The following is a 23,238-nucleotide window of genomic DNA, read 5'->3' as shown; positions in this document are numbered from 1 at the left end:
TCGAACCGTATATCTTCTTGGCGCCGGAGTGTCGGGGCGTCGCGTGATGCGGGGCTTCGATAGGTGGGGTGCATGTTGAGCGAAGCAAGCGGTCCGCAGCCCAAAGGCTGGCATGACGATCCGATCGAAGCAGTGGAGCAAGATAGATTCAATCGCGCCCCTGTTGCAGAACGAATCGCGAAATTGATTCACAGAAATCATTCGGTTAATTCGAGTATCGTATACGGACTCGAAGGTCCGTGGGGGTGTGGGAAATCATCTATTATCGCATTGATTTCAATATTCCTGAAACAGTTTCAGGAATCGAGGCGAGAATGGAGAATCGTCTCATTCACTCCTTGGGCGACGGCGGGGATTGATGGAATGCTTTCGGAGTTCTTTGCAGCCTTGTCGAGTGTCATCCCGGATGTCCCAAGGAGGAATAGAAAGAGATTGCGAAAGCTGCTCGCTGAGTACATGTGGATTGTTCGATCAGCGGGGTCATTTGTCCCGATGGTTGGTGGAATGATCGGCTCAGCCGCTAAGGTTATTGAAGATAAATTGCAAAAGCAAAAACCGTGGAAAGTGCTATTCGAAGAACTCTCCAACGGGTTGCGCGAATTGAATTCCCCGATACTCGTGATTGTGGATGATATTGATCGATTGCAAGTCGATGAACTGCTTGTTCTTCTAAAAGTCGTGCGACTTCTTGGGAGGTTTCCGGGGGTCGATTTTTTGCTTGCGTACGATGAGCAGACCTTGGTGGATATTGTCCGGTCTTCCGGTCGGGAAGACCTGTCTCAAATGCGGGCGCACGCCTTTATGGAGAAGATTATTCAGTACCCACTGACCCTCCCTCCTCTGTTGAGTGGACAGATTGTAAAACTTATATCTGATGGATTGAATGAAGTGCTGTTGCTGGACAAAACGGGAAAGGGTTTCGAATCTCATCGTATTGATGGTATTATTCTGGAAACAATGCCGTCGCAACTCGGTACTCCGCGTGCCCTTGCAAGGTTTTTCGCTCAGCTGCGTGAAGAATTTAATATTCATGCTCCGGGTGAGGTTGATAATACGGATCTAGTGCTCGCCGTGTTCCTGCGAATTCAATTTCCAAGCGTATTTTCTCAACTTCAGTACTGGAAAACCAAACTCACGGCAACTGATGATTCCCCGTTCGAGACACTTGCAAATCCTTCAAGTGAGAAGGAAGTTGACTGGAGTCCTCTTGTGCAGACTTTGGAGTGCGAGAGAGACAGGAAGGACGCATTGACTTTGCTGGAGGCCATCTTTCCCGCTGCCAAAGGGCTAGCTGGTCGGCCTCTCAAGTCTCCGCGATTTGCAAACCCCAACTATTTTGATCGCTATCTTGCCCAGAGTATGCCGGAAGGAGACATTCCCGATGGGGAAATAAGGTGCGCACTTGGTAAAGCCGTGGAAAACAATCCAGGTGATCTCAAGAAGCTGCTTAAGGAATCTGATGAGGCGCGACTAAATCTGATCTTGAGCAAGATCAATGCGCACTACCCGAATGTAATCGAGCGGTCATATCACGACGGTCCTAGGGGGCCATTGAAACGTAATCTGCTGGAGATGGCAATGGGGTGTCTGGGCTCAAACCCCTATCCCCCTTGGGTGGTGCGAACGCCATATCTTGCACTTCTAAGATGGGCCAGCACACTTCTTCATTTATTGCTGGAGGAAGATCCTGATGTGAACTTGGATCACGAGCTAGGAGCCTGCAAGCTCCCTGATCGAAGATTGGAGGTAATATCGCTTGCTGCGAAGCGCGTTGAAGGCTTGGAAGCCAAAACGATCTCCGCGCTTAAAGATACGCTTAGTCGTGAATACCGACGGTTGGTGCCAGAGATTCTTGCCAATTTGCGAGAACGTGACGGAGCCTGCCCAGATATCCGTATGGCATTTCTGCTGGATCAAGTTCTCGCCTCGCCGGAGCGGGACAAACTAATTGAGTGTGTCCGTAGAGGCTTGAGGAGCAGTGAGTTCACGCCCCAAGATGTCGCAGCTCGCCTGGTGGGTCTTTCCTATTATGAGCCCAGCGGGTTTGGGGCGGTGTCGTTCGATGGCAATTTGTTTACTCAGCTCACGGATATACCGGCTCGCAGTATTGACTACACGTCCCATTACCCTTTGTCTGGTAATGATTGGGTGTATCGCAGAGAGTTTGCTGCTTCTTTCATTGAAGAATCAGGCGCAAGCGCAGTAGAGCAAGAAGAATGAGGCTTATTCACAGCCGTCCTCAAGTGTGGTCTGACTAGGGGTTTCGCTGGCCTAGGTGTCGCCTGTGACTAAGTCTCCTCGTATCGATCTTGCTGGTAGTCTGATGAGTTGTACTTGCTCCTTCTTGAGGAGCGCCACCATCTACCAGAACCACGACCGCCGAAGGGATACCGAATGACCATTGCCATCGTCCAGGGGGAGGAGGCGGACCTGCCTGAGGTGGCTGGTCTGTTCGCTGCGGCTTTCCGTGACGACCCGGTGATCGCGGTGATGATCCCGGGGGAGCGGAACCGGCTGCAGCGTCTGACGAAGGTGTTCCTGTCCGAGTTGCGGACCGGGGCGATGGCGGGAGGGGCCGTCGATCTGGCCCGCCGGGAGGACGACGGCCGCCTGGTCGGCGCTGCGGCATGGGAGTCGCCCGACCGCAAGACCTCCAGTTGGGCGAAGGTGCGTGAGCTGCCGCGGGTGGTCTCGGCGGTGGGGTTGCGTCACCTGCCGCAGACCCTGAGGACTCTCGATGTCTTTGCCAAGAGCCGTCCCGATCACGCCCACTGGTACCTCGTCGACATCGTTGTCGGTGAGGAGGCGCGTGGCCTCGGTATCGGGTCTCGGCTGCTGAACCACCGCCTCGAGGTGGTCGACGAGGCCGGTCTGCCCGCATACCTGGAAGCCACCACCCTGGGAAGCCAGCGACTCTACGAGCGCTTCGGCTTCACCGCCAAGGAGTGGCTGCACATGACCGAGTCCGACTATCCCGTGACCATGTACCGCGAGATCCCCGAAGGCTGACCGCTCTTCGGCATGGTTTCGACTCGACCTACTCGCTGACGCTCGCAGGTCGGCTCAACCAACTTCCTCTTCCCGAAGCTGGTTGAGCCGGGTCGCGAGGGACGAGCGTCCCGAGTCGCCCCCTTTGAAGTTGGTTGAGCCAGCACGTGAGCGCCAGCGAACGGCTGAGTCGAAACCACTCCCGGCGCCCGGTGGCCAGAACCTGACTTCAGTCCCCAGACACGTGCAAGGGGTTTCGACTCGACCTGCTCGCTGACGCTCGCAGTTCGGCTCAACCAGCTTCTGGGGAAGGTCGCCCTGCCTTTCAAGGGCCCGCGGGTCGGCTCAACCAGCTTCGGGGGAGTGCGGCTTGGTGTCGAGTCGACCAGCTTTGGGTAGATGGGATCAGCGGTATTTGTCGTGCAGGTACTCCAACAGCCGCGGATCGTGATGGGTCATGCCCGCGTTCGGCTTGTGCTCGTCCAGGGCGGCGATGTCCGACATCTCGGCCTCGGTCAGTTCGAAGTCGAAGACATCCAGGTTTTCCCGCAGCCGGGCTTCGTGGGTGCTCTTGACCACCAAGGAGATCCCGCGTTGCACCAGCCATCGCAGCATCACCTGAGCCACCGACTTCCCGTGCCGCTCCGCGATCTTCCGCAGCACCGGGGAGCCGTGGATCTCCGATTTCCCTTGGGCCAGCGGCGCCCACGCCTGGAGGACGGTGCCGTGCTGCCGGGTGAGCTCGTGGAGGTCCCCTCGCTGATGGAGGGGATGCACCTCGCACTGGTCGACCGCGGGCGTGACGTCGTTGTGGACGACGAAGTCGAAATAGCGATCCGGCATGAAGTTCGACACCCCGATCGCGCGGACGACCCCCTGCCCGTACAGCTCTTCGAGGGCCCGCCACGCCCCGTAGCAATCGTTGAAGGGCTGGTGCAGCAGGTACAGGTCCACGTGATCCAGCCCCAACCTGCTCAGCGACTTCTCGAAGGCCCGCAACGTGGCGTCGCGGCCGAAGTCGCGATACCAGACCTTGGTGGTGACGAACAGCTCGTCGCGCGGCAGCCCGGAGGCCGCGATCACCTCACCGACCGCCTCTTCGTTGCCGTACAGGGCGGCCGTGTCGATCAGCCGATACCCGGCATCAAGAGCCACCGGCAGCGCGGCGCGCACCTCATCCCCGGTCATCCGGAACACACCCATGCCCACCATGGGCATCTCCACACCATTGTTGAGGGTGATCGTCTGCATCACGCACCTTCCTGTCGTGGAACCGTCCCACCACTTTAGATGTACGTCATGTGGTGAGCCGGCTCGTGGCCGGGTTCTGGCTACCAAGCGTCAGGGGTGGTTTCGACTCGGACCGCTCGTTCCTCACGGCCCGGCTCAATCAGTTTCAGAGGGAAGAGCCGGTCGGCTTTTGAGAAGATCTTTTTGAATGTTGCAGGAACGTGTAGCATCACGATCGTGGCGCCAGGAGTTGGCGATAAGGGGAGGACCGAGAAATCGTGTTCTAGGAGGAACAGATGAACTGTGTCCGGTTTTCCCGTCGTGCCCTTCTCGGGACCGGAGGCCTCGGCCTGGTGGCGTGCTGCGTCGCCGGCTCCCATCCCTCCCCATCAACTTCGGCGGTGGCATCTCCGCCCGGTGCGGGTCCGAGCAATCCCTTCGATGCGCTGTACGAGTCAAGCTTCCGGCTCACCCCGCTGTCGGACGATCCGATCAACACCATTCCTCGGCCGGAACGCTCCACCGGTCTGTCCGATGCCCTGATCGACCCCGCCTACGGAACCCGCCTGTACCGCGCGACCGCCGTTGCCGATGGGGAGGGCGACCGCATGCGGCACGAGTACTCCAGGCGGCAGGCCTTCAACGCCGACAACACCCGCTACCTCGTCCAGGATGGCAAGGGTTTCTGGCACCTCTACGACGCCACCACCTTCGGGTATCTGCGCAAGCTCCCGGACCTGGCCGGCGATTGCGAACCCCTCTGGCATCCCGGTGAACCCAACCGGCTCTACTTCACCGAACGCAACGGCGGCATGGTCTGGTGGCTGCTCGACGTGGAGACCGGAACCAAGGAACAGGCCTTCGACTTCACGGGCCGGACCCCGTGGCCCGGGGCCACGTCCTTCTGGACCAAAGGAGAAGGCACCTTCAGCGCCGACGGCAAGGTCCTGGGCCTCATGGCCACCTCCTACGACGCGGCCGCCCGGGGCAACATCTGTCACGGGCTCCTTGCCCTCGACCTCGAGAACAAAACCGTGATCGGCACCCTGGATGCCTCGGCCTTCCCTGTCCCGGGGGCCTTCCCGGACCACATCTCAACGGCGCCGAGCGGCACATACGTGGTGCCGTCCTGGCTGGCCGGGGAGGGCGGAACCGTCGCCTACAGCACCGACTTCACGCAGTCGCGTCAACTCCTCGACAGGTCGGAACACTCCGACCTCGCCCTCGGCCCGAACCATGAGGATCTCCTGGTGGTCGCCGACTACGGAAGGGGACAGATCGCGTCCATCGACGTCGCGACGGGTGAGCGCAACGACCTGCACACCCTCTATCCGGCGCAGGGAGAGGAATACTCGGTGCACATCAGCGGGCAGGCCTTCGGAGCCCCCGGGTGGGCGGTCATCTCCACCTACGGCGACGCCGCCGGTTACCGTGCCCAGATGCCGGCACCCATCCTCCGGGCCGAGTACCGGAAGGTGTGGCTGCTGGAGCTCACCCCCGGCGGGCGGGCGCTCAATGTCGCACACATCCGCGCCAACTGGGAAGAGGTCGAGGGGGACACCTATTTCCTCGAGCCACAGGCCAGCGCATCCCGTGACCTCAGTCGTATCATTGTCGCCACCAATTTCGGTGGGGGAGAGATCAACAGCTACGTCATCGGTCTGCCATCGGCGTTCGCCTGACCAACCCCGTCAGATAGGTCTCGACCACGCCAGTCGGATCGATGGGGGCCGCGTCCACGGCCCGATACATCAGGACCGCGTCGACTAGGGCGACGAACTCCGGGGCGGTCCCCTCCGGATCAGCCGCGCCGAGGGCGCGCAGCAGCTCGATGGCCTTCTCGTCGAAGCTGCGGCGCACCGGGGCGTCGACGGTGAGTTCGCGGCGCAGTTCGTCGTCGTCGCGGACCTCGAACATCAGGGCGAACCGCGCCGCCTGCGCGTCGCCGTTCAGGATGAGCCGTTCGGCCAGCCTTCCCACCAGATCGGTGGCCTGCCGGACCGTCAGCTCCCCGGGCACCTCGATGTCGGTCAGGTCGGCCTGCGACTCCGCGGAGAGCTGCTCCATCACCAGACGGATCAGGTCGCGGCGGGAACGCGCGTAATACGAGGTCGAGCCGTTGGGGAGCCCGGCCTCGGCGTCCACCGCGCGGTGGGTCAGGCGGTGGGTGCCGCCGCGCGCTATCAGGGCGATTCCCGCATTCGCGATCCGTTGTCGTCGGTCCATCCACCCTCCCATGTATCCTCTACGATCATATAGTCTCTACGTTCGTAGAGGGATGGGAGATGCACATGCATGCGGTGATAGTCGGAGGCGGGGCCTCGGGGGCCGCGATCCAGCGCGCCTGCGAGACCGAGGGGATCCGGGCGCGGCAGGTCTCGCGTTCCACCGGGTTCGACGTGACTGCGGATTCGCTGCCGCCGCTCGAAGCGGATGTGGTGATCGAGGCGACGAACATCGTCGCCACCGGGCGCAAACCCTGTGTCGAGTTCTTCGAACGGTCCGCGCGATCGGTGGCGTACGCCGCGGCTCGGGCAGGTGCGCGTCACGTCCTCCTGTCGATCGTCAACACCGACCGGCCGGAGGTCCAGGGGTACGGGTACTTCGCGGGCAAGAAGGCCCAGGAGGAGACGGCCAGGCGGTTCAGCCCGGCCCTGACGATCGTGCGCACCACCCAGTGGTTCGAGTTCGGAGCCCAGGTCCTGCAACGCAACCGGCTGGGGCCACTGGGGTTCGTGCCCGGGATGCGCATCAAGCCGATCGCCCTCGAAGCGGCGGCCCGGGTGCTTGCCGAGACGGCCTCGGGGAAACGGGCCGGGGACCTCGTCGAGGCCTCGGGTCCCGAGGAGATGACCCTCTGGGAGCTGGTGCGGTCAACCCCCGGGCCCGAGGGAGTTCTTCCGGTTCCGTTGTTCCTGCCCACCGGTTTCGGGCGCGCATTCCGGCGGGGAGCCCTGCTCCCGGACCCCGGGGTGGAGGAGGTCGGACCGAGGGTGGAGGAGTGGATGAACCGCGAGGATCCATCCTGACGGCAAATTCTCCCTCGCGGATCGATAGGCTGGGCCCGACGATTGACCAGCCGTAGGCGTTGTTCAGTGAGGATGGACGAGTTGAAGATCAGTCTTGGCACGAAGAACTCCGTGGTGGATGTCGCCCGCTCGCAGGCCGTGGCCGCCACTCTACGAGAGATGGGACACGACGTGGATGTGGTGCACATCCCCGCCGCCGGTGACTCCGAGACGGTGGGGCAACTGCGTCTCGGGCTGATGCGTGGTGATTTCGACCTGGTGGTGCACCGCATGCATCGCATCCCCAAACAGCAGATGCCGGGACTGACCTTCGCGGCCATCCTGAAACGCGGCGATCAGCGTGACGCGCTGGTGGCTCGCGACGGCCTGACCCTGGAACAGCTCCCCGAGGGGTCGGTGATCGCGACCCGCTCCGCTCTGCGTCGCTCGCAGCTGCTGGGCGTCAACCCCGGGCTCACGTTCGTCAAACGCACCCCCGGGCAGCTCCTCGAGTTCCTGGAGAAGGTGCGCACCGGTGAGATCGACGGCGTGGTGGCTGGGGCGGCCGACTTCGAGGCCGTGGGGCGCCTCGACCTCGTCACCGAATACCTCGACGACATCCTCCCGGACGCCGGGCTGGGGGCCACCGGTCTCGAATGCCGCAGCGAGGACGAGGAACTCATCGGTATTCTCCAGGAACTCGACCATCCCGACACCCGCGTCTGTGTCATGGCCGAACGGGCCGCCTATGCCGCCCTCGACGTCAGCGAAGCGGTCTCGGTGGCCGCGAAGGCCAGACGGGACGGGGTGCTGTCGCTGATCGTCGCGGTCCTGCCGAAGGACGGCTCCAAGGGGCTGATGGTGCAGATGGGTATGCCCACCTCCGAGTACCACGCCGTGCGCACCGCCCGCCGCGCCGCCGCCTATCTGCGTTCCAAGGGGGCCGAGGAACTCGGACGCAACCAGGCGCAGAACGAAACCGAACCCGAGGCGGAGAGCGGCCACCGGGTCACCGAACTCGCCAAGGCCAGGATCCTCGTTCCCCGCGAGGAGGGACGGATCGCCCGCGGGCTGCGTGAACACGGCCTGGACGTCACCTCCGTGGCGTTGCAGCGCCGCGAGGTGCTGGCGGTCAGCTCCACGCTGGAGGGTGCGGACTGGGTGGCGTTCACCTCGGTGCGTGCCGTCGAGAGCATCCGGGACCTCGGCTGGCGGCTCCCGAAGGAGGCGAAGATCGCCGCCGTCGGTGTCGGAACGGCGGATGCGCTGCGTGAGATGGGCTACCACGTCGATCTGGTGCCCGAGGGGGCGGCCGGTGTTCCGGCGCTTCTCGACATCTGGCCCACGGGCGACGGGACGGGAACGGTCCTGGTGCCCGGATCGGCCCTGCTCGCGCCGGGATTCATCTCCGGGCTCCACGCGAAGGGCTGGAAGGCCCAGCTGATTCCCGTCTACACCATGCAGCTGCTGCGGGAGGCACCCACCGACATCCGCGAGATGTGGGAGGAGGGCGCTTTCGACGCGGTGATCGTCACCTCGGGTTCGAACGCGATAGCCGTGGGCCGTCTGCTCGGCTGGCACCCCGAAGTGCTGGTGTTCGCCGTCGGCGACTCCGCCACCAAGGTGCTGGAACGGGCCGGGATCAAGGTCGCAGGAGCCACCGAGAACTACTCCGCCACCGAGGTGTTGAGGCTTCTCCGCGAGGTCATCGAGGGGTAGGACCTCGGTGATTCCAGACGCATGGGGTGGGACATCTCAGATGTCCCACCCCATGCGTCGTGTCGGTTCAAGCAGCCCCGAGAAATCTCAGACCCCTCATGCGCGGGGCTGGCGGGAGGTCCACTCCTCAAGGGTGACTCGGGGACCGGTGAAGAACGGGATCTCCTCGCGCACGTGCAGCCGGGCCTCGGCCCCACGCTGGTGCCGCATCGCGTCGGTGAGGCGATGCAGCTCGTCGGCCTCGAAGGCCAGCAGCCACTCGTAGTCGTTCAGCGCGAAGGCCGAGGTGGTGGAACCCGGCACGTCGGGGTACTCGCGGCCCATGCGGCCGTGGGCGGCCAGCATCTTGGAGCGGCGCTCCTCATCCATGTAGTACCACTCGTAGCTGCGCACGAACGGGTAGACGCACGCCCACGGGCGGGGGGCGACACCGGAGAAACAGGCCGGGGTGTGGCCGCGGTTGAACTCGGCGGGCCGGTGCACACCGATGCAGGACCACACCGGCTCCAGGTCCCGGCCCAGCCCGGAGCCGCGCAGCGCGTGGTAGGCCGCCTGCAGCTGGTGAGGGTCGTTGGCCAAGGTCCACAGCATCAGGTCAGCGTCGGCGCGGAAACCACCGATGTCGTACCAGCCGCGGATGTTCACCCCGGTGGCGAGAACCGCCTTCTCCGCGGCCGCGGTGTCGGGATCGCGCAGCGGACCCACGGTGCGGAACACCGAATACATCACGTAGTGCGGGGTGGCGTTGACCTCCTCGGCCGGAATCAGATGGTCGCGGGGATCAGCGTGCGTGTGATGCGGATGGGACATGGGTTTGCTCCTTCTGCGGATGGGGGAGGCAGCAACTCGCCGGCTCCGTGAGGCAGGGATGGTCGGGTGGGGCGAGTTCGCCCCGCGCCACGGCGGCCTGCTCGAGAAGAAGATCGGCCAGGGTGGCGATGAAGTCCGGGTGGATGCCGGCGGTGGCGGCGCGTTCGTAGTCGAAACCGGCCGCTGCCGCTGATTCGCGGGCCTGGGTGTCCAGGTCGTAGGCAACCTCCATGTGGTCGCTGATGAAACCGATCGGGGCGGCGACCACGCCGGCGACGCCCGTCAGCTCGGCCAGGCGGTCGTTGACGTCGGGTTCGAGCCAAGCGACGCGCGGGCTGCCCGAACGGGAACAGTAGACCAGCTCCCAGTCGAGACGCTCACCCAGGTGGGCCTCGGCGGCCTCGGCCACCCGGGCGGCCACCCTGATGTGCTGGGCGTCGTAGCGGGCAGCGGGGGTGCCGTCGGCGGAAGCGGCATTCATGGCGACGGGAATGGAATGGGTGACGAACAACACCTTCATCACCCCGTCGCCGATCCGGGACCGCAGCGCCTGTACAGATGCGACCAGGGCGTCCACGTTGGCCGAGACGAAACCGTCGCGCTCCGAATAGGGGCCGACCTTGTCGATGACCACGCCGGATACCTGTTCCATGACGGCGGCCAGGTCCTCCCGGTACTGACGACAGGCGGAATAGCAGGAATACGCGGCGGTGGTCAACGCCACCACCCTGTCGTGACGGTCACGATGCAGGGCAGAGACGGTCTCGGCGAAGAAAGGGGTCCAGTTGCGGTTCCCGATCACGACGGGACGGGGACAGCCTCGACTTTTCAACTCCGCCACGAGGGCGTCGCGGAGCGCCTCGTTCTGCTCGTTGATGGGGGAGCGACCACCGAAGAGCTGGTAATGCTGGGAGACCTCCAGCAGGCGTTCGTCCGGCACCCCCCGTCCCGCAGTGGCGTTGCGCATGAAGGGCAACACGTCCTCCGGTTGGCGCGGACCCCCGTAGGAGGCCAGCAGCACGGCCGAATACGGGCTCAGGGCGTCACTCATCTGATCTCCGTGGGTTCGGTGGCGAGGTCGGCGAAACTGAGCCCCGTCACCGGGCAGCGACGATGGCTCTGAACGTCGAAATCGGGTTGGATCTCGATGCCGTAGAGCTCCTCCATGGCCGCCAGGTAGTCGGCGATTCTGCCCTCGGCCGCAGCGTCGCGTGCTCGTATCGAGGGGGTGTGAAGCAGCTTCGTGGTCAGATGCCGCAGCGCCAGGGCACAGTCCTCGACGGTCAGCGCGCGGCCCTGCGGGAGCCGCGCCACCTCCTCGTCGACGATCCGCAGCATCGCGGCTCGCAGCGAGGCGACCGCGGGGTCCGCGGCGCGGGAGGCCAGGCGATCGGAGATTTCGTGCACCCCTTCGGCGACGATCCGTTCGGCGTGGGCGGAGTCGGCGGCCCAGGTGGGGGAGATGGCGGCCTGGATCGCGGTCAGGTCGAGGAGGGTGATCCCCGGGAGGGAGGCCACGGCTGGATCCACGTCCGGCTGCAATGACAGGTCGAGCAGCACGGTGGGGGTGGCGTCCTTGAGGTTGGCGGTGGTCACCACGGGGGTGGCCGAGCCGCGGCAGGTGACCACCAGCGTGGCCCTGCCCAGGGCCGAATCGAGGTCCAGAGCGGGGGTGATGGCGTGCCGCTCGGCGAATCCGATCGCCCTCCCGGACGAGGAGTGGACGAAAATGGTTCCGGCCCCGCGTTGCCGCAGTGCCGCGACGACGGCGCCCGCGTAGGAACCGGTGCCCACCAGCAACACCCGCTGGTTCTCCCAGTCCGTGATTCCGGTCATGTCGAGGCCGACGCTGACCACCGAACGTCCCGACTCCTGCAGCCGGGTCTCGGCGCTCACCCGCCGGGAGGTGTGCAGGGCGGCGTTGATGACGCTGGTCAGGGTGCCGGATGCGTCACCGGAGGCCTGTGCGGCCTTCAGGGCGCGGCGCAGCTGCCCCGTGATCTCCCGCTCGCCGACCACCATCGACTCCAGCCCGGAGGCGACCCGGAACAGGTGGGTGAGGGCGTCCTCGCCCTCGTGCACGACCCAGTCGGGCTGGGAGTCGAGTTCGCGGGCCAGCCTCAGGCGCAGGTGGGATTCGGGTACCTTCGGGGAGTCGATCATGAACTCGAGCCGGTTGCAGGTCGCCAGGGTGACCAGGCCCTCGACACCGGCGGTGCTCCTCAATGAAGCGGACAGAGTGTCCGTATGTTGAGATACGCGCTGGACCTCGGTCAGACCGTGGAGGTCATGCGTTACGGACAGGATGCGGAGGTTCACAGTGGCTCCAGTGAACCAGATTTCTGGTGATAGGGCAGAATTCGGCCATGACAAGAAGCGATCAGCCTACCCTTCTGGCCGCCCTCGAGGGCCGTCGGCCGGAACGTCTGCCCGTGTGGTTCATGCGTCAGGCCGGGCGATCGCTGCCAGAGTACCGCAATGCGAGACAGGGCGTCGCGATGCTGGATGCCTGCCTCAAACCCGAACTGGCCGCCGAGATAACCTGCCAGCCGGTGCGCCGCCACGGCGTGGACGCGGCCGTGTTCTTCTCCGACATCATGGTCCCCTTGGCGCTCGCGGGCGTCGACGTGACGATCACCGCCGGGGTGGGGCCGGTTTTCGAACAACCGGTGAACAGCGTCGCGGAGGTGAACAGGTTGGTGGAGCGCCGAATCCTCGAAGCATCGGCCGTGGAGAAGGCGGTGGCGCTGGCCGTCGCGGAACTCGGCGAGGACACGCCGGTGATCGGGTTCGCGGGTGCCCCCTTCACCCTGGCCGCCTATTTGGTGGAGGGACGCGGCGCCCGCGATCACCTGGGGGCGCGGGCCTTCATGCACTCCGAGCCCGCGGCGTGGGACCGGCTTCTCAGCTGGTGCGCCGACCTGTCGGGTGAGTTCCTGCGCATCCAGGTTGCGGCCGGGGCGCGGGCGGTGCAGCTGTTCGACTCCTGGGTCGGGACGCTCTGCCTGGCCGACTACACCACCCGGGTCGCCCCCTACTCTCGGCGGGCGCTGGAGAGCGTTTCCGTGCCCCGCATCCACTTCGGCACCGGAACCGGACACCTGCTGGAGGCCATGGCCGAATGCGGATCCGAGGCGATCGGGATCGACCACCGCATCCCCCTGGACGAGGCCGCGCGCCGCCTGCCCGGAAAGGTGCTCCAGGGCAACATCGATCCCGCGCGACTGGCCGCGGGCTGGGAGAACCTCGCCGCCCACACCAGGGATGTCGTCGAGCGAGGCCGATCCGCTCCCGCCCACGTGGTCAACCTCGGGCACGGTGTACCGCCCGAGACCGATCCCGCGGTGCTGACCGACCTCGTCGCCCTGGTACACGAGCTGTGAGGGCCGTGATCGTCGGGGCCGGGGTGGCCGGGCTGGCGGCCGCCCACCGGCTGGCCCGCGCGGGCGCCGAGGTTGTCGTCCTGGAGGCCTCGGAACGGATCGGCGGGATGGTGGCGCCGCTGACGATAGCCGGGAAAGTGATCGACGGCGGGGCCGAGGCCTACGCCCGTCGCCTGGGAATCGCGGACGAACTGTGCGCGACCCTCGGGCTGGAGGTCGCCGCCCCCACGGGGGGACCGCACATCCGCTGGTCCGCCACGCGGTCCTGGCCTGGCGCCGACGGAGTACTGGGCATCCCCGCCGACCCGGATGATCCGGCCCTGACTGCCGCTCTGGACGGCACGGACCTGGCAACGGCACTGGCCGAACCCGGACTCGGCGACGAGATCGGGGCCGGCGCCGCCACCGTCGGCGAACTGGTGACCGCGCGCCTCGGCCGGGCCGTCACCGACCGGCTGGTGGCCCCCGTGACCCGGACCGTCTACCGGATGGAACCCGACCAGATGCCGCTGGCGCAGTTCGCGCCCGGCCTGAGGGGACCCGGCTCCCTGTACGCGAAAGTCGCGGCAGCCCGCGGCAGCCGCTCCACCGTCGCCCAACCCATCGGGGGTTTGATCCGCCTCGTCGAGGCCCTGGCCTCCGACATCCGGGGCAACGGCGGAAAGATCCGGCTCGGTGCCCGCGTCACCGGGATCGGACGCGACGCGACGGTCACCGCAGGCGGTGACCGGCTGGAGGCCGACCGCGTGATCCTGGCCTGCCCCGCCCGCCCCGCCGCGGAACTGCTCGGCGGGCTGGGAATCACCGCATCGGCACCCGCGACGGGGACCTCGGTCAATGCGGTCCTGGCGCTGGAACCCGAGCCGCTGGCGGGGGCGCCGGTCGGTTCCGGGGTGATGCTCGGCCAGCCGATCCCGGGGCTCGGAGCCCGGGCGCTGACCCACTACTCGGCGAAATGGCCCTGGAGCCGCGGCGAGGTGGAGCTGATCCGCCTCAGCTACGCACCCGACGCCAACCCCACCCGGGAGCAGGCCCTGGCCGATGCCCGCCTGCTGCTCGGGTGCGAGAACCTGGTGCTCCGTGACCACGCCTTGGTGCGCTGGCCCGCCGTACCTAGGGTGCTCCCGGCCACGGAACGGGCCGGGCTGCTGGAATCCCTTCCCACCAACATCAAGGTGGCGGGGGCCTGGGTGGCGGGCAATGGAATAGAGGCCGCAATCGCATCCGGACTGGAGGCGGCAGCATGAGGCTGGGAACGCGCGCATCCACCCTGGCGGTGACCCAGTCCACCTGGGTGGCCGACCAGCTCCGCGCCCTCGGACACGAGGTGGAGATCGTCACCATCCGCACCCGCGGCGATCACGAACGCGGGTCGCTGACCCGACTCTCCGGGCTCGGGGTGTTCGCCGCGGAGCTGCGTTCCGCGCTGCTCAGGGGAGAAGTGGACCTGGCCGTCCACTCCCTGAAGGACCTCCCGGTCGAACCCGTCCCCGGACTGGTGATCGCCGCCACCCCGGAGCGGGAATCCCCCCGCGACGCGCTGTGCTCCCGCGACGGCCTGAGCCTGGCCGAGCTACCAAGGGGGGCCCGGGTGGGCACCGGGTCGCCGCGGCGGGTGGCGCAGCTGCGGGCCCTGCGTCCCGACCTGGTCTTCGTCGACATCCGCGGCAACATCGACACCCGGCTGTCCCGGGTGACCTCCGGCGACCTGGATGCGGTGGTGCTGGCCGCGGCGGGGCTGCGCCGCCTCGGGCTTGCGGGACGGATCACCGAGGAACTGCCCATCCTGCCCGCACCCGGGCAGGGGGCGCTCGGGGTTGAGTGCCGGGCCGGTGATGCCGCCCTGATCGCCGTCCTCGAAGCCCTAGAGGACGCGGACACGCGACTCGCGGTCACCGAGGAACGGGCTGTCCTGGCAGCCCTGGGCGGTGGCTGCGCGGCCCCGATAGCGGCCCTCGGGACCGGCGACGGGCTGGCAGCGGGGGTGCACTCCGCCGACGGCACCCGCCAGGCCAGAGCCGAGGTGCCGCTGATTTCCGGTGCGGGAAGAACCGCCGCCTCCCGGCTGCTCGCCCTCGGCGCCGCCGACGTGACCCAGCTGGACGCCACCCGCGCCTCCCGGCTGGCCGAGTTCCACGACGACGCGGACCTGTGGCCCCAGGCCGGGGGACGCAGGGTGTTTCTTCCCCGCGAGGCGGGCGCGCTCTCGAAGGCGCTGAACGCCGCCGGACTGGAGGTCACGACCTTCCCGGTGCAGGCTCCGGTGGTGCTGGTCGACGGGCTCGACCTCGGGCAGGCAGACTGGTCGGTGGTCACCTCCGTCCGTACCGTCGAGGCCCTTCAGGGGCTGGGTGTCCGGCTGCCCGGGCGGATCGCCGCCGTCGGTAAGGCGACCGCAGCGGCCCTGGAAGCGGCCGGGTATGCGGTGGATCTCGTCCCCGGGAAGGCCAGCGCGGCAGGACTCGTCGAGGAGTTCCCGGCCGGCACGGGACGGGTGGTGATCCCGGGATCGGCGCTGTCCAAACCGGATCTTCCCGAGGGTTTGCGGGAGCTGGGCTGGCAGGTCGATGTCTTCCCCGTCTACACGATGGAGGCGACCCGGGAACCCGCCGAACTGGCGGCCCGCTGGAGGGCCGGGGAGTTCGCGGCAGTGGTCGTGACCGCTGGCTCGGTGGCGCGGGTGATCGACCAACGGCTGGGCTGGCCGGAGGAAACCCGGGTGCTGGCCATCGGACAACCCACCGCGAAGGTGTTGAATGAACTTGGGGTGGCGGCCAGTGTCTCGCCGTCCCCCGACGCGGAGGCGGTCGCAAGGGCCGCCGCCGAACTGGTTGGGAAGGGAAACGCATGATCGAGCGCCCACGCAGGCTACGCACCACCGCCGCCATGAGAAAACTGGTCCGCGAAACCCGGCCGCGCCCGGCGCAGCTCGTCCTGCCCGTCTTCGTCGGCGAGTCCCCCGCCGAGATCGGCGCCATGCCGGGGGTGCGGCGGCACACCGTCGAACAGATCGGTGACATCGCACGATCGGCGGTAGAGGCGGGGCTGGGGGGGGTCATGGTGTTCGGGGTGCCCGATGATGCGGACAAGGACCCGCGGGGCACGCAGGCCTGGGCGCCCGACGGCATCGAACAGCGTGCCATCACCGCCTGCCGGGAAGCGGTGGGCGATGATCTGGTGATCATGTCGGATGTGTGCCTGGACGAGTTCGCCAGCCACGGGCACTGCGGTTTCCTCGCCGAGGACGGCCGCGTGATCAATGACGAGACCTGCGATGCCTACGCGCAGCAGGCGGTGGCGCAGGCCCGGGCCGGCACGCACGTCGTGGCGCCATCGGGGATGATGGACGGTCAGATCCGGGTGATCCGCGCCGGGCTGGACGCGGCCGGTTTCGAGGACGTCGGGATCCTGGCCTACTCAGCGAAGTACGCCTCCGCGTTCTACGGGCCGTTCCGGGAGGCGGTCGGCTCATCTCTCCAGGGGGATCGCCGCACCTACCAGCAGGATCCAGCGAACCGCCGCGAGGGCCTCAGGGAGGCGCTGCTGGACCTGTCGGAGGGCGCCGACATGGTGATGGTCAAACCCGCCAGCCACTACCTCGACGTGCTCGCCGATGTGGCCGCCGTCTCGAAGGTTCCGGTGGCGGCCTATCAGGTGTCGGGGGAGTACGCCATGATCGAGGCGGCGGCAGAACGCGGATGGATCGACCGGCGCGCCGCCATCCAGGAGTCGATCACGAGTATCGTTCGCTCGGGCGCCGATGTGGTGCTCACCTACTGGGCGTTGGAGGTTGCCGAATGGCTGGACTGAACCAGGAATGGATGACACGGGCCTGCGAGGCGATCCCGGGCGGGGTCAACTCGCCCGTGCGGGCATTCGCGTCCGTGGGTGGCACGCCGCGTTTCATCAAGCAGGCATCCGGTTGCCGAGTGACCGACGTCGACGGCACCAGCTACGTCGATCTCGTGTGTTCCTGGGGGCCGGCGCTGCTCGGGCACGCCCATCCTCAGGTCGTCGCGGCCGTGCAGGAGGCGGCCGCCAGGGGCCTCAGTTTCGGGGCACCGACGGGCGCGGAGGTGGAGCTCGCCGAGCGGATCCGTGCCCGGGTTCCCGTCGCGGAACACGTGAGGCTGGTCTCCACCGGCACGGAGGCCACCATGACCGCGGTGCGGATCGCCCGCGGCGCCACGGGCCGCGACAAGATCGTCAAGTTCGCGGGCTGCTATCACGGCCACTCGGATGCGCTGCTGGCCGCCGCCGGATCGGGTGTGGCCACCCAGGGGCTACCGGGAAGCGCCGGGGTGACGGTGGCTGCCGCGGCCGACACCATCGTGCTTGCCTACAACGACTTCGACGAACTGCGTTCGCTGTTTGAACGGATCGGCGGGCAGATCGCGGCGGTCATCACGGAGGCCGCACCCGCGAACATGGGGGTCGTCACCCCGGCCGAGGGATTCAACGCCGAGATCCGCCGGCTGACCGCCGAGCACGGGGCGCTCATGATCCTCGACGAGGTGCTCACCGGTTTCCGTGTCGGAGCCTCCGGCTGGTGGGGTTTCGAAGCGGGGGTCGAGGCCCCGGAGTGGGTGCCCGACCTGATCACCTTCGGGAAGGTGGTCGGCGGTGGCATGCCTCTCGCGGCGGTCGGGGGTCGCAGGGAGATCATGGATCTGCTGGCCCCTCTCGGCCCCGTCTACCAGGCGGGCACGCTCTCCGGGAATCCCCTCGCCACCGCGGCCGGGATAGCCACCCTCGACCTGGCGAAACCGGAGGTCTACGACAGGGTCGACGCCCGCTCCGCCGAGCTGCAGCGGCTGGTCGGTGACGCACTGACCGGGGCCGGGGTGCCCCACGTCATCCAGAACGCCGGGAACCTGTTCTCCGTGTTCTTCCGGGAGAAGCCCGTCATCGACTACGCAGACGCCCAGGACCAGGACACCGCGGCCTACGGGCGGTTCTTCCACGCGATGCTGGACGGGGGAGTGGCGCTGCCACCGTCGGCCTTCGAGGCGTGGTTCCTCTCCGCCGCCCACGACGACGCCGCCATGGAGACCATCGCAGCGGCCCTGAAACAGGCGGCCAGGGCCGCTTTGCCAACAGGGGAGAGCATCCGATAGTCTGGGACAGCTCTCGGGGCTATGGCGCAGTTGGTAGCGCGCTTCCATGGCATGGAAGAGGTCAGGGGTTCGAATCCCCTTAGCTCCACGTAAGATGAGCAAATCGAAATTTGCCCTGCCTGATGGTGGGGCAAATTTGTTTTGCGGTGAATTGCGCCAGAGCCTCGGTGCTGGCGTAGGCGAAGATGCTGGCTGTGGGCTAATCGGGGGTGTAGGTGGCGTTCTCATCGTCGTCGAGGGTGATGCAGATGAACAAGGCGCGGTTGAGTATGCGTCGTTTGGCTGGTTCGCACCTGTTGTATGGCGTCCCACGTCAAGTGATTGGCAGGATTTCGGGCTCGCGAGCGTTGCGGATGGTCGGGATGGTCGGATCGGCCAGGCCGCGGTGAACGTCTGAGGGCCGGTTCCAGGCCAGGGCTTGGTGCGGGCGGACGCTATTAAATTAGACGCGGTCTCGTCATCGGCTGCTCGGACCAGGTCGAGCGCATCATTGATCTACTCGCGGTAGAGGAGCTCGTACTTCAAACTCTGGAAGGCGCGTTCACGGACACCGTGCTGCCCGGGGGCCTTACACGCGTGCGGACATGACACAGCTCGGGATGGACCGTGATGCAGTGTTCGAACCGGAACGAGCGCAATGGTCCACCGTCGTCGGTGACCAACGTGATCGCAACGATCTCACCAGCCTCGGGATCAGTCAGGTGATCGATCAGGCTGATGCCATCGAGCATCGCTTCAGCCTCCGCGCGTTCAGCCTGTTGATCTGTGACCGCGACGATTCTCCTGAGATGGTCGATGTTCACCGCTTTACGCACGCCTGAGAGAAGACCGCGTCCCTGGAGCTGCGGCACGGCCGCACCCCGGTCATCGATACCTACCTCGACCACCATCGCATCCACGATGGCGACGCCGATGCCATGACCGATGCCGCCTACACCGCCTGGCGCCACGACCGGCAGCAGGGTTTGGCGTCGGTGCTGATCGCCGAAACCCGCGAGAACGTCACCACCCTCAACGTCCGCGCCCGCGCCGCTCTCATCCTTGACGGCACGTTGAAGCCCGGACCTGAAATCACCCTGTCCGACGGGTCCATGACAGGAGTCGGGGACACGATCATCACCCGCCACAACGACCGGCGGCTGCGAAACCGGCACGGGTGGGTCCGCAACAGTCAAACCTGGACCATCAGCCAAGTTCGTGGCGACGGGCCGGTCACGATCCGCCCACCCGGTGCCCGGTTCGGCAACAGCATCGTGCTGCCCGCCGAGTACGTGGCTGAGCACGTCGACCTCGGCTACGCCGACACCGCCCACCGCGCCCAGGGCATCACCGCCGACACCGCCCACGTCCTCGTCGAACCCACCACCACGCGAGAGAACCTGTATGTCGCGATGACGCGCGGACGGGAGTCGAACCTGGCTTGCGTGATCCTTGACCGCCCCGACGGTCACGCCACTCCGCATCCGGGCGACAATCCCGACGCCACCGCCCGCACGGTCCTCTACGGCGTGCTGCAACACAGCGGTGCTGAGCTGTCCGCGCACGAGACCATCACCACCGAGCAGGACCGGTGGGGCTCGATCGCCCAACTCGCCGCCGAATATGACACCATCGCCGCCCCAGCCCAACACGACCGCTGGACCACCCTCATCACCACCAGCGGACTCACCACCGACCAAGCGCAAGCCGTCATCGACTCCGACGCCTTCGGCGCCCTGACCGCGAAACTGCGCCGGGCCGAAGCCAACCACCACAACGTCGACACCCTCCTACCACGCCTCATCAAGACTCGCGGGTTCACCGACGCCGATGACATCGCCTCCATCATCCACCACCGCCTCGCCAACGCCACCACCCGCTCCGCTGACTCCGGCCGCACACGCTACGCGCCGCGTCTCATCGCCGGGCTGATCCCTGAAGCCGCCGGCCCTATGACCTCCGATATGCGGCATGCCCTCGATGAACGGCGCGAGCTGATCGAGACCTGCGCCGGCGCTGTGCTCGACACCGCCCGCGCCGCCGGAGAAGCTTGGACGCGGCCACTCGGTGACCCGCCGCGCGACCCGCGCAAGGCAGCGGCGTGGCGACGGTACGCCCGCACCATCGCCGCCTACCACGACCGTTACGGCATCACCGAGGATACGCCTCTCGGTCCAGTGCCGGATGACGCGGCGCAGAAGATCGACCGCGCCAGAGCAGAGGCCGCACTTCGCCAGCTCGCCAGCCAGCCCGAGCCACACTCGCGGCACCGCCCACCTGCCCCGACCCGACATGGGCCGACCCTATGAGACACACGGTTGCCGGAAGTAATCACGAGGTGACCGCTCATCGCCGACGGCCGCCCTATGCATGCTGCTCCGTAGTCGCCGAGCATCTTTCGTCAGTCTGTTCGGGTTCTCTTACGTGAACGTGCGACCCCGCCCGTTTGTCAGCCGCCGAAGTTGCTATCGAGGATCATCCGCGCCGCCAAGAACCGCTGGGCTGCTTGTCCGGCATCCTGGAAGGTCGGGCGAGGCGCTGTTCGGCAGCGTCGGCAAACCAGCCGATCCAACGGTCGAGAAACTCCGTGGGGTCCGCACGATCCAACTCTTCGACAGGCCACGCGAGCTGCATCGTGCCGATAACGTTCTGGAAGGCGACCTCTCCTTCGGCGGGCGAGCATGAGAACGGTTCGACCGAAGGATGACCGCTGCTGAACGGCGAGCCCATGAACGCTGTTTCGTACCAGGCAAAGCGGCCTTGCTCGTGGGCATCGCAGAACCACAGCGAGTGACTGCGGCCTTCCCAACCCACTCGGTTCCGGTCTCCCAAGTTGACTTCGATGTTCGCGAACGCGATGACGTCGAACGGGCCCTGCCAAGCGGGTGACGGTTGCGGCCGACTGACGCCGAGTTTGGCTCCAGAAAGCTCGGCCACGAACCGCATCTTTCCGCGGTCCGCGCCGACCTCGATCGTGGCGGTAGGAGCGTTGTCCTCGATGGCCTGCAACAGTGGCTGCGAGAACGACCCGAATGACTGCTCGGCCGCCGCGAAGATCTGTGCGCGGCGCTCAGATTCTTCGCGCTGCTCCACCTCATGCGCATGGCTCTGCGCTCTGCGCTGCACTTCCGCGTGGCTCACCTGTGCAAGCCGCGATAGTCCCGGACGGGAAGGTTCCTCGGCAGCGGTAGCCAGCCGGGCCAGGACATTGGTGGCGTTGGGTCGTGCTTGAGGTGCCTTGTAGAGGCACTCTTCGATGAGTATCCGAAGCCGTGCTGTCCCCGTAGTGAGCGGAGGAGGGTTGGCCGTGAGGTGCTGTTCTCTGTAACTCGCAGGGTCCGGGCCGTCGAACGGGAGTGTGCCAGACAACAACTGGAACGCGATGACACCGAAGGCGTAGATGTCAGTTGCGCTGGTCGCGCGCTCACTTCTCCACTGTTCCGGGGCTCCATAAGGGGGCGTGAGACTGAACTTGCGCGTATCGTCGGAGGTCGTCGCTTCTGCGTATCTCGCGATGCCGAAATCCGCGACGCACCATGTGCCGTCAAGCAGCAACACGTTCTGTGGCTTCAAGTCCCGATGGACAACAGCACCGTCGATGTCAGAGAGAGCCGTGGCGATATCGCTGAGGATCGACACGACTTCGGAGAGACCCAACGGGGCATGAGACTCTTCCAAGTGCTGTGCCAGTGACTTATCGGCTCTAGGCATCACCAGAACCCAGAAGTCCTCGTGTTCGCCCCGGTCAATCACCGGCACGATGTTCCGGAACTCCGCAGCGCGAAGAGAGTCGCCGATGAGGAGTTCACGCTCCGCACCCGGCGCCTTGGGAACAAACTTGGCCACCGCTGAGGAGCCGTCGACTGCCTGGACCTCGTACACCGTCCCGAAGCCACCTTCGCCGTCGACCAAGGGCTCGCCCCTCATCCACGCGCCGCTCTCCAGCTCGATCTTCATGATCTGAGCCTACAGCTGACGCTCTCCATCTCGTGTCGATGGCTGCCGTGGTGCAGCCGCCGTGTTGTCACGCGACGGTTCACAGTGAGGGAGTATCGCGCCCGAGGTCACGGCGTGCATGGTCGCGGGAGAACGCTGAGCCGAGAGGTGACCGCTGCGGACTCTTGTGGAGGGCTTCGTGCATCTGGAGCATGTGGGTGATCTGTCCGGCATCGGTGACGATCCGTGCCCGCCCGTCACCGATGAGTTGGTGGGGGCCGGTGCTGGCGGCGCTGGTCACCGGGCCGGGGATCGCACCGACGTTGCGACCCAAGTCGTACGCCTGCCGGGCGGTGTGCAGCGCGCCGGAGCGGACCCCGGCCTCGACCACGATGGTCGTGTTCGACAGGGCGGCCAGGAGCCGGTTGCGCGCGAGGAACCGGTGCCGGGTGGGCGTCGCGCCCGGTGGCGTCTCGCTGACAGCCCCACGCCGGCGATCTGGTCGAGCAGGTCGCGGTGCCCTGCGGGGTAGGGGCGGTCGACGCCACCGGCGAGGACGGCGATCGTGTCCCCACCGGCGGCCAGAGCGGCGCGGTGGGCGGCGCACTCGATCCCGTACGCGCCGCCGGCGACGACCACCCGCCCGTCGTGTGCCAGATCGGTGGCGAAGTCCGCGGCGACGCGCTCGCCGTATGAGGTCGCCGCTCGTGAGCCGGTGATCGTCAGCAGGTCCGTGAACGGACGTGACAGAAACGACGCGGCTCCGCGCGTCCACAACACGAAAGGCTCCCGCACACTCAGATCGGTCAGCGCGGCAGGCCAGTCCCGGTCGCCGGGGATCACCACGCCGATCCCGGCCGCCTCAGCGTGGCGGAGGCGGCCGGCCAGCTCATCGGGCCGCGCCGCCGTGGTGAGCCGGTCACGCCAGACCCGCGCATCGACACGGCCCAAGCCCGGCAGCTTTCCGCTGCCATCGAGCAGCCCCACCGTCTTCACGGCGCCGAGCCGGCCCAGCAGCCTCCCGGTCACCGCATCGTCGGGTTCGGTCAGCATCGACAACACCATCCG

The 23,238-nt window shown here is 66.4% G+C and carries 19 protein-coding genes, 1 tRNA gene and 2 pseudogenes; 14 read left to right on the top strand and 8 right to left on the bottom strand.

The features are described from left to right. The first annotated feature begins 72 nt into the window (after positions 1–72). Positions 73–2,220 (top strand): P-loop NTPase fold protein, encoded by a 2,148-nt coding sequence (locus tag E0E39_RS08090; RefSeq protein WP_130874283.1) that lies wholly within the window; start codon positions 73–75, stop codon positions 2,218–2,220. A 174-nt stretch (positions 2,221–2,394) separates the two neighbouring features. Beyond that, positions 2,395–3,009, top strand: coding sequence for a GNAT family N-acetyltransferase (locus tag E0E39_RS08085; protein ID WP_130874282.1), 615 nt, complete (start codon positions 2,395–2,397; stop codon positions 3,007–3,009). Positions 3,010–3,393: 384 nt separating this feature from the next. On the opposite strand, the gene E0E39_RS08080 is transcribed toward E0E39_RS08085, so the two are convergent. Then, positions 3,394–4,239: an aldo/keto reductase gene (locus E0E39_RS08080; protein ID WP_165444857.1), complete on the bottom strand. Its 846-nt coding sequence runs from the start codon at positions 4,237–4,239 to the stop codon at positions 3,394–3,396. A gap of 275 nt (positions 4,240–4,514) precedes the next feature. Between E0E39_RS08080 and E0E39_RS08075 the strand changes: the two genes are divergently transcribed. Next, complete coding sequence (locus tag E0E39_RS08075; protein ID WP_130874280.1) at positions 4,515–5,900, top strand: hypothetical protein; 1,386 nt, start codon at positions 4,515–4,517, stop codon at positions 5,898–5,900. On the opposite strand, the gene E0E39_RS08070 is transcribed toward E0E39_RS08075, so the two are convergent. Further along, positions 5,872–6,444, bottom strand: a complete 573-nt coding sequence (locus tag E0E39_RS08070) for a TetR/AcrR family transcriptional regulator (protein ID WP_130874279.1) — start codon at positions 6,442–6,444, stop codon at positions 5,872–5,874. The two genes, E0E39_RS08075 and E0E39_RS08070, sit on opposite strands and share 29 nt — an antisense overlap. Positions 6,445–6,503: 59 nt before the next feature. Between E0E39_RS08070 and E0E39_RS08065 the strand changes: the two genes are divergently transcribed. Further along, positions 6,504–7,247, top strand: coding sequence for an SDR family oxidoreductase (locus E0E39_RS08065; protein WP_207302456.1), 744 nt, complete (start codon positions 6,504–6,506; stop codon positions 7,245–7,247). Positions 7,248–7,328: 81 nt separating this feature from the next. Beyond that, positions 7,329–8,945 carry a uroporphyrinogen-III synthase gene (locus E0E39_RS08060; RefSeq protein WP_165444694.1) on the top strand — a complete coding sequence of 539 codons (1,617 nt, stop codon included), beginning with the start codon at positions 7,329–7,331 and terminating at the stop codon, positions 8,943–8,945. A 96-nt stretch (positions 8,946–9,041) separates the two neighbouring features. On the opposite strand, the gene hemQ is transcribed toward E0E39_RS08060, so the two are convergent. Genes hemQ through E0E39_RS08045 form a run of 3 tightly spaced genes read right to left on the bottom strand, consistent with a single transcriptional unit; the run spans position 9,042 to position 12,074 of the window. After that, positions 9,042–9,755 carry a hydrogen peroxide-dependent heme synthase gene (hemQ, locus tag E0E39_RS16140; RefSeq protein ID WP_130874277.1) on the bottom strand — a complete coding sequence of 238 codons (714 nt, stop codon included), beginning with the start codon at positions 9,753–9,755 and terminating at the stop codon, positions 9,042–9,044. After that, positions 9,727–10,806, bottom strand: coding sequence for a ferrochelatase (locus tag E0E39_RS16135; protein WP_130874276.1), 1,080 nt, complete (start codon positions 10,804–10,806; stop codon positions 9,727–9,729). Before E0E39_RS16135 ends, hemQ begins: the two co-directional genes overlap by 29 nt. Next, the gene (locus E0E39_RS08045) at positions 10,803–12,074 is read right to left on the bottom strand and encodes a glutamyl-tRNA reductase (protein ID WP_165444693.1); all 1,272 of its coding nucleotides are present in this window, start codon (positions 12,072–12,074) and stop codon (positions 10,803–10,805) included. Before E0E39_RS08045 ends, E0E39_RS16135 begins: the two co-directional genes overlap by 4 nt. A 47-nt stretch (positions 12,075–12,121) precedes the next feature. Here E0E39_RS08045 and hemE point away from each other — a divergent pair, with 47 nt between their 5' ends. The 8 genes and pseudogenes from hemE to E0E39_RS08015 all read left to right on the top strand — a co-directional run bounded on the left by hemE (position 12,122) and on the right by E0E39_RS08015 (position 18,652). Beyond that, entirely contained in the window at positions 12,122–13,138 is a 1,017-nt protein-coding gene (gene hemE / locus E0E39_RS16130) for a uroporphyrinogen decarboxylase (RefSeq protein ID WP_207302455.1), read from the top strand. Then, a complete protein-coding gene (locus tag E0E39_RS16605; protein ID WP_281275583.1) occupies positions 13,135–14,385 on the top strand; it encodes a protoporphyrinogen/coproporphyrinogen oxidase in 1,251 nt (416 codons plus the stop codon). Before hemE ends, E0E39_RS16605 begins: the two co-directional genes overlap by 4 nt. Continuing rightward, a pseudogene (gene hemC / locus E0E39_RS16365) lies at positions 14,382–15,260 on the top strand (hydroxymethylbilane synthase); the annotation flags it as partial. The gene E0E39_RS16605 and the pseudogene hemC, both read left to right, overlap by 4 nt. 54 nt (positions 15,261–15,314) lie before the next feature. After that, positions 15,315–15,989, top strand: coding sequence for a uroporphyrinogen-III synthase (locus E0E39_RS16360; protein ID WP_245988449.1), 675 nt, complete (start codon positions 15,315–15,317; stop codon positions 15,987–15,989). Positions 15,990–16,024: 35 nt separating this feature from the next. After that, positions 16,025–16,948, top strand: coding sequence for a porphobilinogen synthase (hemB, locus tag E0E39_RS08030; protein ID WP_245988447.1), 924 nt, complete (start codon positions 16,025–16,027; stop codon positions 16,946–16,948). After that, positions 16,936–18,255 (top strand): glutamate-1-semialdehyde 2,1-aminomutase, encoded by a 1,320-nt coding sequence (gene hemL, locus E0E39_RS08025; RefSeq protein WP_130874271.1) that lies wholly within the window; start codon positions 16,936–16,938, stop codon positions 18,253–18,255. The genes hemB and hemL overlap by 13 nt, the downstream gene beginning before the upstream one ends. Positions 18,256–18,270: 15 nt before the next feature. Further along, positions 18,271–18,343, top strand: a tRNA-Ala gene (locus E0E39_RS08020). A gap of 6 nt (positions 18,344–18,349) precedes the next feature. Further along, the gene (locus E0E39_RS08015; RefSeq protein ID WP_130874270.1) at positions 18,350–18,652 is read left to right on the top strand and encodes a hypothetical protein; all 303 of its coding nucleotides are present in this window, start codon (positions 18,350–18,352) and stop codon (positions 18,650–18,652) included. A 124-nt stretch (positions 18,653–18,776) separates the two neighbouring features. Here E0E39_RS08015 and E0E39_RS16355 read toward each other — a convergent pair whose 3' ends face one another. Continuing rightward, on the bottom strand, positions 18,777–19,145 hold the full coding sequence (locus E0E39_RS16355; protein ID WP_245988239.1) for a hypothetical protein: 369 nt from the start codon (positions 19,143–19,145) through the stop codon (positions 18,777–18,779). Between the two features lie 27 nt (positions 19,146–19,172). Between E0E39_RS16355 and E0E39_RS16350 the strand changes: the two genes are divergently transcribed. Next, entirely contained in the window at positions 19,173–20,543 is a 1,371-nt protein-coding gene (locus E0E39_RS16350; protein ID WP_245988238.1) for a TrwC relaxase, read from the top strand. 166 nt (positions 20,544–20,709) lie between these two features. Here the strand turns inward: E0E39_RS16350 and E0E39_RS08000 are convergent, their stop codons facing one another. Both E0E39_RS08000 and dprA read right to left on the bottom strand, forming a co-directional pair. Beyond that, positions 20,710–22,191 (bottom strand): serine/threonine-protein kinase, encoded by a 1,482-nt coding sequence (locus E0E39_RS08000; RefSeq protein WP_130874269.1) that lies wholly within the window; start codon positions 22,189–22,191, stop codon positions 20,710–20,712. Between the two features lie 79 nt (positions 22,192–22,270). Continuing rightward, positions 22,271–23,223 (bottom strand): annotated as a pseudogene (gene dprA, locus E0E39_RS16840) (DNA-processing protein DprA). Between the last annotated feature and the right edge of the window lie 15 nt (positions 23,224–23,238).

The sequence above is a fragment of the [Pseudopropionibacterium] massiliense genome, from assembly GCF_900607225.1.
Taxonomy (GTDB): Bacteria; Actinomycetota; Actinomycetes; order Propionibacteriales; family Propionibacteriaceae; genus Arachnia; species Arachnia massiliensis.
The sequence above is the reverse complement of the archived record's forward strand: the minus strand, read 5'-3'. Positions and strand labels throughout refer to the sequence as shown.

Coding starts and splice junctions, on each gene's coding strand:
- E0E39_RS08090 (WP_130874283.1), top strand. CDS start 73: ATGTTGAGCGAAGCAAGCGGTCCGCAGCCCAAAGGCTGGCATGACGAT.
- E0E39_RS08085 (WP_130874282.1), top strand. CDS start 2,395: ATGACCATTGCCATCGTCCAGGGGGAGGAGGCGGACCTGCCTGAGGTG.
- E0E39_RS08080 (WP_165444857.1), bottom strand. CDS start 4,239: ATGCAGACGATCACCCTCAACAATGGTGTGGAGATGCCCATGGTGGGC.
- E0E39_RS08075 (WP_130874280.1), top strand. CDS start 4,515: ATGAACTGTGTCCGGTTTTCCCGTCGTGCCCTTCTCGGGACCGGAGGC.
- E0E39_RS08070 (WP_130874279.1), bottom strand. CDS start 6,444: ATGGACCGACGACAACGGATCGCGAATGCGGGAATCGCCCTGATAGCG.
- E0E39_RS08065 (WP_207302456.1), top strand. CDS start 6,504: ATGCACATGCATGCGGTGATAGTCGGAGGCGGGGCCTCGGGGGCCGCG.
- hemQ (WP_130874277.1), bottom strand. CDS start 9,755: ATGTCCCATCCGCATCACACGCACGCTGATCCCCGCGACCATCTGATT.
- E0E39_RS16135 (WP_130874276.1), bottom strand. CDS start 10,806: ATGAGTGACGCCCTGAGCCCGTATTCGGCCGTGCTGCTGGCCTCCTAC.
- hemE (WP_207302455.1), top strand. CDS start 12,122: ATGACAAGAAGCGATCAGCCTACCCTTCTGGCCGCCCTCGAGGGCCGT.
- hemB (WP_245988447.1), top strand. CDS start 16,025: ATGAGAAAACTGGTCCGCGAAACCCGGCCGCGCCCGGCGCAGCTCGTC.
- hemL (WP_130874271.1), top strand. CDS start 16,936: ATGGCTGGACTGAACCAGGAATGGATGACACGGGCCTGCGAGGCGATC.
- E0E39_RS08015 (WP_130874270.1), top strand. CDS start 18,350: ATGAGCAAATCGAAATTTGCCCTGCCTGATGGTGGGGCAAATTTGTTT.
- E0E39_RS16355 (WP_245988239.1), bottom strand. CDS start 19,145: ATGGTGGTCGAGGTAGGTATCGATGACCGGGGTGCGGCCGTGCCGCAG.
- E0E39_RS16350 (WP_245988238.1), top strand. CDS start 19,173: ATGACCGATGCCGCCTACACCGCCTGGCGCCACGACCGGCAGCAGGGT.
- E0E39_RS08000 (WP_130874269.1), bottom strand. CDS start 22,191: ATGAAGATCGAGCTGGAGAGCGGCGCGTGGATGAGGGGCGAGCCCTTG.